This is a genomic window from Verrucomicrobiia bacterium (assembly GCA_026414565.1).
GTDB lineage: Bacteria > Verrucomicrobiota > Verrucomicrobiia > Limisphaerales > Fontisphaeraceae > Fontisphaera.
In genome coordinates this window covers 20944-27152 of the sequence record JAOAIT010000067.1, presented here as the reverse complement: position 1 = coordinate 27152, position 6209 = coordinate 20944, and the positions used below count along the sequence as shown (strand labels likewise).

The 6209-nt window shown below is 67.9% G+C and carries 5 protein-coding genes and 1 pseudogene; 1 reads left to right on the top strand and 5 read right to left on the bottom strand.

Going from position 1 to position 6209, the window contains the following annotated elements; genetic code table 11:
* The 5 genes and pseudogenes from N3J91_16180 to N3J91_16160 all read right to left on the bottom strand — a co-directional run bounded on the left by N3J91_16180 (position 1) and on the right by N3J91_16160 (position 5269).
* A pseudogene (locus N3J91_16180) lies at positions 1 to 82 on the bottom strand (DUF2497 domain-containing protein).
* The gene (locus tag N3J91_16175) at positions 66 to 2246 is read right to left on the bottom strand and encodes an AMP-binding protein (protein ID MCX8157950.1); all 2181 of its coding nucleotides are present in this window, start codon (positions 2244 to 2246) and stop codon (positions 66 to 68) included. Before N3J91_16175 ends, N3J91_16180 begins: the two are co-directional and overlap by 17 nt.
* A gap of 3 nt (positions 2247 to 2249) precedes the next feature.
* A complete protein-coding gene (locus N3J91_16170; GenBank protein ID MCX8157949.1) occupies positions 2250 to 3644 on the bottom strand; it encodes an MFS transporter in 1395 nt (464 codons plus the stop codon).
* On the bottom strand, positions 3641 to 5002 hold the full coding sequence (locus tag N3J91_16165; GenBank protein ID MCX8157948.1) for a Gfo/Idh/MocA family oxidoreductase: 1362 nt from the start codon (positions 5000 to 5002) through the stop codon (positions 3641 to 3643). The genes N3J91_16170 and N3J91_16165 overlap by 4 nt, the downstream gene beginning before the upstream one ends.
* Before the next feature lie 48 nt (positions 5003 to 5050).
* A complete protein-coding gene (locus tag N3J91_16160) occupies positions 5051 to 5269 on the bottom strand; it encodes a hypothetical protein (GenBank protein ID MCX8157947.1) in 219 nt (72 codons plus the stop codon).
* A 126-nt stretch (positions 5270 to 5395) separates the two neighbouring features.
* Here N3J91_16160 and N3J91_16155 point away from each other — a divergent pair, with 126 nt between their 5' ends.
* A complete protein-coding gene (locus N3J91_16155; GenBank protein MCX8157946.1) occupies positions 5396 to 6208 on the top strand; it encodes a ThuA domain-containing protein in 813 nt (270 codons plus the stop codon).
* Position 6209: the final 1 nt, after the last annotated feature.

The following is a 6209-nucleotide window of genomic DNA, read 5'->3' as shown; positions in this document are numbered from 1 at the left end:
GGGGGGGGGGGGGGGGGTGGGGGTTTGGGGGGGGTTTTTTGGGGGGGGGGGGGGGGGGGGGGGGGTCAGGCTTTGGTTTTGCGTTCTTCCAACCAGCGTTTGAGTTCGCGGTAGTTGATTTTGCCGGTGCCGAGGAGGGGCAGCTCGCGCAGATAGACGAGTTCGCGGGGCACGCAGAGGGCGGGCAGGCCGCGGAGGAGGATGGCCTGGCGCAAATCTTCGACGGTGACGCGCTCATCATTGGCCACGGCAACGAGGCGCTCGCCTTTTTCGGGGTCGGGCTGGCTGAGGACGGCGACGGCGCAGCGCTGGCCGTACTTGGGGAAGGCGCCGGCGAGGGCTTCTTCGACGGCGGTGAGGCTGATCATTTCACCGCTGATTTTGGCGAAGCGCTTGAGGCGTCCGAGGAGGGTGACGTAGCGATCTTCGTCCACCAGGGCGATGTCGCCGGTGTCGTACCAGCCGCCGAGGGCTTGGAAGGCGGCGTGGGCTTCGGGGTTGAGGTAGCCTTTCATGACGTTGGGCCCGCGGACGAGGAGGCGTCCGCCCTGGGGTACGCCTTCGACGGGTTCGAGGCGGTAATCCATGCCGGGGAGGAGTCGGCCGGCGGTGCCGAAACGGGGTTCGAGGGGGGAGTTGACGGCGATGACGGGGCTGCATTCGGTGGCGCCGTAGCCTTCGAGGATGCGGACGCCGAAGTGGCGGGCGTAGAATTGGGCGGTGGATTCCTGGACTTTTTCTGCGCCGGCGAAGAGGTAGCGGAGCTGGTAGAAATCGTAGGGGTGGGCGCGGCGGGCGTAGCCGTTGAGGAAGGTGTTGGTGCCGAGGAGGACGGTGCAGGCGCGGTCATAAAAGGCTTCGGGCACGAGGCGGTAATGGAGGGGGGAGGGGTAGAGGAAGAGGCCGAGTCCGCGGGTGAGAGGGGCGAGGGTGCCGGCGGTGAGGCCGAAGCTGTGGAAGAGGGGCAGGGCGTTGAAGAAGCGGTCATCGTCCTGAAAGGGGACGGCGGCAAACAACTGGCGGATGTTGGCGAGTAGGTTGCCGTGGGTGAGCTCGACGCCCTTGGGCACGCCTTCGGAGCCGCTGGTGAAGAGGATGACGGCGGTGGCGTCGCGGTGTTCGGGGACGAGGGGGTTTGAGCGCGGCATGCGGAGGCAGCGGGCGAGGAGGCGGGTGAGCCGCCGGAGGGGCGGGATTTGGTGGCGGAGGGCTTCGAGATAGATCAGCTCGAGGCCGGCCTGCTGGAGGGGTTCGAGGCGGAGGCGGGCGCGGGTGAGGAAGGCGCGGGAGGTGATGATGTGGCGCAGGCCGGCGAGTTGGGCGCAGGCCAGCATGATGGCGGGGCCGGTGGTGAAATTGAGGAGGGCGGGGACTTTGCCGGCGAGCCAGAGGCTGAGGAGGGAGACGGGGAGGGCGTTGGCGTTGGGGAGGAGGACGCCGACGCGGAGGGTGTCCGGGGGCAGTTGGGCGCGCCAGAGATGGGCCAGGAGTTCGGCGCCGACGACGAGGCGGCGGTAGGTGAGTTTCTGGCCGGTGACATCTTCCAGGGCCTTGAAGCGGGGGCGGGCGGCGGCCATGTGGAGGAGGGCGGCGGTGACGGTGGGAGGGCCGAAGGACTGCTCGACGGCCAGTTGGTGTTCGAGCATGACGTCGCGGAGCCAGCGGGTGAGGCGCAGGCGGGCGGCGGTGGTGCTGAGGCCGGGGAATTGGGGCGGGGAGAGGGGGTTGCCGTAGTGGACGCTGACGGGGTGGAACCAGCGTTTCCAGCCGCGGTGTTTGGCCCAGGAGATGCGCTGGGCGCCGCGGAGGTAGCAGGGGATGACCTGGGCGCGGGTTTTGAAGAGCAGGAAGCCGGTGCCTTCGTAGAGCTTCATGAGGGCGCCGGTGCGGGACATGCGGCCTTCGGGGAAGAGGACGAGGCGTCCGCCCTGGAGGAGGTGTTCGGCCATTTGTTTGACGGCATAGGGGGAGGCGGTGTCAATGGGGAAGGTGAAGCGGTTGATCATGATCCAGCGGTGGAGGGGTGAGGTTTGGGCGGTGGCGCGGCTGGTGACAAACCGCCAGCGATGGTCCACGTGGGCGATGAGGAAGAGCCAGTCAATCCAGGTGAGGTGATTGGGGGTCAGCAAGACCGGCCCGGGCGTTTGGAGCACGTCGGTGTTGTAGGCGCGGAAACGGTAGAAGAGCCGCAACACGAGGCGGATGAGGCGTTGCAACCAGCGAATGGTCCAGGGGAGAGATGCCATAGGTCAAGGGGAAGTGGTGGGGTGGCCGGGGGTGTCGGCGGCGGCGCGGGCGGTGTCGCGCGCCAGGTGGCGGGCGCCGGCCAGCCACAAGGCGCCGCTCACCAGAAACATGAGGCCCACCAGGAGAAAGCCTGCGCGCAAACTCCAGCGGTCGGCGACCAGGCCGACGATGACGGGGGAGATGACATCGCCCAACAAGTGGATGATTAAAATGTTCAGGGCAAAGGCGGCGGGGCGGAGGCGGGCGGGGGAGACGTTGGCGAGGATGGTGTTGGTGGGGCCGGTGTTGAAGAAGAGGCAGAAACAGGCCAGGAAAATGCCGGGCCAGATATAGGGGTAGCCGGCAAACAGGGCAGCCAGGAAGAGGGGGAAGCCGACGAGCATGGCGATGCCGCTGACCAGGAAATAGGAGCCGGGGAAACGCTGGCGGAGGCGGTCGCCGGCCCAGCCGCCGGCGAGGGTGGCGGCGAGGCCGGCGACGACGGTGAGGAGGCCAAAGATGGTGGTGGGCGAGCCGGGCTTGCCGGGGAGGTGCTCGAGGAAATAGGGCATCCAGAAACCGATGCCGCCGATGGCAAAGGTCATGGCGGCCATGCCGAGGGTGCAATAGACGAAGGAGGGGATGCGGAAGAAGCCGAGGTAGTCGCGCAGGCCGGCACTGCATTTAGGGGTGGGCGCGCCGGCTTTGAGCGGCTCACGGAGAAACATGGCCCAGAGGCCGAGGGCCAGGCCGGGCGGCACCACGAGGTAGAAGGCCCAGCGCCAGCTTTCGGTTTCGCGGCCGAGCCAGGTGGCCGCCCAGGCGCCGAGGCCGGATTTGGCGACCTGCTCGCCGAGGACATAGCCCAGGGCGCTGCCGACGGGGATGGCGAGGTAGAAGACGGACAAGATGCGTCCGCGGACCTGGAGGGGGAAATAATCGGAGAGCAACGCCGGGGCGGCGGGGCCGTAGGCGGCTTCGCCGATGCCCACCAGGCAGCGGGTGAGGAGCAGTCCGATGAACGTCACGGCCAGGCCGGAGGCGCCGCTGGCGAGGCTCCAGGCCATGACGGCCAGGCCGATGATGAGCCAGCGGGAGTGGCGGACGGCGAGGCGGCCGAAGAGGGGGGCGGCGAGCATGTAGCAGAGCATGAAGGCCATGGAGAGGAGGCCGATGAGGGCGTTTTCGGGTTTGAAGCCGAGATGTTGTTCGGCCCAGGCCAGGAAACTTTCCATGCCGTGATTTTGGCCGCTTTGGAAGAGGGAGGATTTGAGGTGGGGGACGACGGCGGCCAGCACCTGGCGGTCAAGGTAGTTGAACAGGTTGATGGCGAGGAGCAGGCCCAGGGCGAGGCGGGCGCCGGGCAGGGGGCCGCTCTCGGCGGGCGGTGGTGGCGGTGGCTGTGGGGAGGCGGTCATGCGCTTACCCCTTCCACTTCCCAGCCGGGCCGGTAGGAGCGGCGCACCAGGGGCTGGAGGTCCTCGCGGCCTACGACGGCGAGGCGGCGGCTGTCCCAGGTCAGCTCGTGGCCGGGTCCCAGGCGGGCGGCCAGGACGCCGGTGAGCACAAATTCGGTGAGCGGACCGGCCATTTCGAAATTGGAGCCGGCGGGGGGGCGTCCGCGGCAGGCGTCGAGGAATTCGCGGAAAGCGTTTTTTTCGGCGCGCTCGATTTTTTTGGGGGGGCGGGGGAAGGCGTCGTGTTCACTGGGGGGCAGGAAGCGCGGGCCTTCGCCGTTGGGGCCGGTGAAGAGGATGCCCCGCTCGCCCCAATAGACGGTGCCGCCGCGGAGTTTTTCGCCGAGCTGCTGTTCGAGGGCGCGGATTTTGGGGGGCCAGGCGGAGTCGTAGGCAAAGATGTCGAGAGCGGGGAAGTCGGGGCGGGCGGGGATGCGCCAGCGGGTGACATTGTGGCGCGGGTGCTGGCCGGGGGGGGCGGGGGACTGGGCGAGGCAGGCGACGGAATAAGTGTCAATCTGCCACAATTTGAAGGCCCAGAAGACGCCGTCCAGGACGTGACAGCCCAGGTCGCCCAAGACGCCGGTGCCCAGGTCCACGCAGCGGCGCCAGCCGGCGGGGTGGAGGTGGGGCTGGTAGGGGCGGGGGGGGGCGGGGCCGAGCCAGAGGTCCCACGCGAGCCAGGGCGGGGGGTTGGCGGGCGGGGCGGAGGGCGGGAGGGGGGCGGGGTCGCGTTCGAGGAGGCTGTGGGTTTCGCGGACGGGGCCGATGGCGCCGGCCCAGAGGTGTTCGCAGAGGAGGCGGTAGCCGTCCTGGCTGTGGCCCTGGTTGCCCATCTGGGTGGGGACCATGGCGCGGCGGGCGGCGTGGCGGAGGGCGCGGGCCTCGGCGAGGTTGTGGGCGAGGGGTTTTTCGACAAAGACAGGGATGCCGAGGGCCAGACAGCGGGCGGCGGCGGGGGCGTGGTGATGGTCGGGGGTGGCGATGAAGACGGCCTCGAGGGAGTTGCCGCAGGTTTCGAGCAATTGGCGGTAGTCCTGGAAGACGCGGGGTTGATGGCCGAAACTGGTGGCGGCGCGCCAGGCGGCGGCGAGTTTGCGTTCGTCCACATCCGCCAGGGCGAGGAGGCGTTCGTGGACGGCGGCGCCGACGCAGGCGGTGCCCGCGCCGCCGCAGCCGATGACGGCGACGCGGAGGCGGAGGCGTTCCCGGGAGGCAGCCAGGAGCTGGGCGGCGCCCGCGAGGGCGAGGGCGCCGGCGCCCCGCGAGGCGCGCTGGAGGAAACGCCGCCGCGTCAAACCCTGAGTCTGCGGATGCACGGGCGCCATTATGCCTTGGGGGGCGGCAATTTTCAACCGGGAGCAGATTCACGCGCGCGGAAGGCGCATCCAGCGATGGGCGTGGGTGCGGCCGTCCACGTAGGCGAGAAAGACCTTGGCGGCATTCCAGGGGTTCAAGGGGATGGCGGTTTCGGGGATTTGATCGGCCTGGAGGGCGATGAGCTGGGAGTCGTGCGTGCCGCGGGAGAGGTCGCGGGCGATGGCCCCCAGGAAGACAAAGGTCATGAAGCGTTCTTTTTTGGTCATAGGACATCCATGTGGTTTTGGCCGAGGATGGCATGAGGGGGTGGACATTGGCTGTCCAAGGCGGGGAGGAAAAGCGGGGGGGCGAAAGAGGCTTGGCGGGGGGCGGGCGAAGGGATATGTTAAGGGATGATGACACGCATTTACGTGGGATTGCTTTGGGCCCTGAGCGCGGGGCTGATCTGGGCGGCGGAGCCGCTCAAGGTGTTGTACATCACCGGCGGGTGCTGCCACGATTATCAGCGGCAGAAGGAGATCATTCCGGCGGGGGTGAAGCAGCGGGCGAACGTGGAGTTCACGGTGGTGCATGCCGGGGGGAGCGGGACGCGGTATCAGGGGATTGAGAACAGCCTGTACCAGAAGCCGGACTGGGCGAAGGGGTATGATGTGGTGATCCACAATGAATGTTTTGCGGATGACCAGGATTTGGAGTACGTGGAGCGGGTGCTCAAGCCGCATCGGGAGGGGGTGCCGGCGGTGGTGGTGCATTGCACGATGCACACGTTTCGGGCGTTGAAGACGAATGTGTTTCGGGAATTTCTGGGGGTGGCCTCGTTTGGACACGGCCCGCAGCATCCGCTGGACGTGAAGCTGGTGAAGGCGGAGCATCCGATATTGCGGGGTTTTCCGGCGGACTGGAAGACGGGGCCGGAGGAGCTGTACGCGATCAGCCAGGTGTTTTCGAATACGACGGTGCTGGCGACGGCGGCGGACAAGAAGAAGGACGGGAGCGGGCAGTGGGTGGAGACGGAGCGGAGCCACGCGCTGATCTGGGTGAACACGTATGGGAAGGGGCGGGTGTTTGGGACGACGCTGGCGCATAACAACTACACCTTTGCGGATCCGGTGTTTCTCGACATGTTCACGCGGGGGTTGTTGTGGGCTTGCGACAAACTGGATGAGGCGGGGCGGCCGAAGGCGGGGTATGGTCCGGTGAAGTAGG